Annotated in this window: 1 protein-coding gene and 1 pseudogene; both read right to left on the reverse strand. The window is 62.3% G+C overall.

The window, feature by feature from the left end; translation table 11 throughout:
- Positions 1–106 precede the first annotated feature (106 nt).
- Positions 107–283 (reverse strand): annotated as a pseudogene (locus ABT116_RS51250) (allophanate hydrolase subunit 2 family protein); the annotation flags it as partial.
- A gap of 57 nt (positions 284–340) precedes the next feature.
- A partial coding sequence (locus ABT116_RS47595; protein WP_351647659.1) for a penicillin-binding transpeptidase domain-containing protein occupies positions 341–1257 on the reverse strand: 917 nt, incomplete at its 5' end.

The following is a 1257-nucleotide window of genomic DNA, read 5'->3' on the forward strand; positions in this document are numbered from 1 at the left end:
GAAGCCGGTCCAGTTGCTGCCGCCGTCGGTGGAGTATGCGCCGTCCTGCGCGCCGCCACGGCCGACGCGGACCATCATCGTGGGCTTGGACTGGGGCGAAACCCCCAGTGGTGACTTCGATGGTTGCTGCTCGAAAAGTGTTGCCTACGAGTCTGTTAGCGCTGTCGTGTGAGACCATGTCGACGGCGCCGGATCTGCCGACCCCGAGGGCGCCGTAGCCCGTCCGCCCGCGGTCCTGAACTGTGGCGAGCGGGCCGGTACGCACTACCTCGAGCCAGGCCATGAATCCATTCTCCCGCAACAACGCGGTGAAGACACCAAAATCATGCTTGCACCAAAATCATGCACGGACAAAGGTGACTGTGGTGCCGGGTAGAAGCAGCGCCGGCGGCACCGAACCCGAATCGATCGGCAATCCCACCACGTTGTAGTCCTGGCCGATACCGAACTGCGCTGCGGCAGTGGTCAACGTGTCCGGTTGCATCTCGCTGGCCAGCTTGGCGAAGGACGTATTGCACGAACGCGCGAAGGCCGTTGCCATCGGCACTGTGCCGAGCGAGAACTCGTTGTAGTTGGGGACGCTGCGCTCACCGATCTCGATCCGGCCCGGGCACGGCACCATCGTGTCGGGGGTTGCCTGACCGGTCGAAATCGCCGCACCCGCCGTGATGATCTTGAACGTCGAACCCGGTGGGTACTGACCCATCGTCGCGACCGGTCCGTCACGGTCCGCCGCCTTGTTCTGTGCAACGGCCAGAATGGCCCCACTCGACGGTTCGATGACCACCATCATCGCCTGGTCCTTGTTCACGTTCACCGCGCGCTGCGCAGCGATCTGGATGTTACGGTCCAGACTGATACTGAACGACGGAACAGGTTGCGGCGCAGTCTCGGTCAGCACGTCGGTGTCGACGCCGTTCTGGTTGACCGTGACGACACTCCAGCCGGCTTTACCGTCAACCTCGTCGATGATCGTCTTCTTGATCTGCCCGAGTAGGTCAGGCGCGAACTCCGGGTCCGTCGAGACGAGATCCGATTCGTCCGAGACAGATACTCCCGAGATGGCTCCCAGTTGTGCCGAAACCTGGTCGTAGTCGTCACTGCGCAGCCGGGTCACCAGATAGTCGCCCTTGACGGCCGTCGAGGATTCGGCGATCGACTGACCCGTCAGCGACGAATCGAACCGACCGAGAACACTTGCGAGACTGTTTGCGGAACCGATGATGTCGTTGCTCTTGGAGCGATCGAACTTCACTC

Source organism: Streptomyces sp. NPDC002130, from assembly GCF_040296465.1.
Taxonomy (GTDB): Bacteria; Actinomycetota; Actinomycetes; order Streptomycetales; family Streptomycetaceae; genus Streptomyces.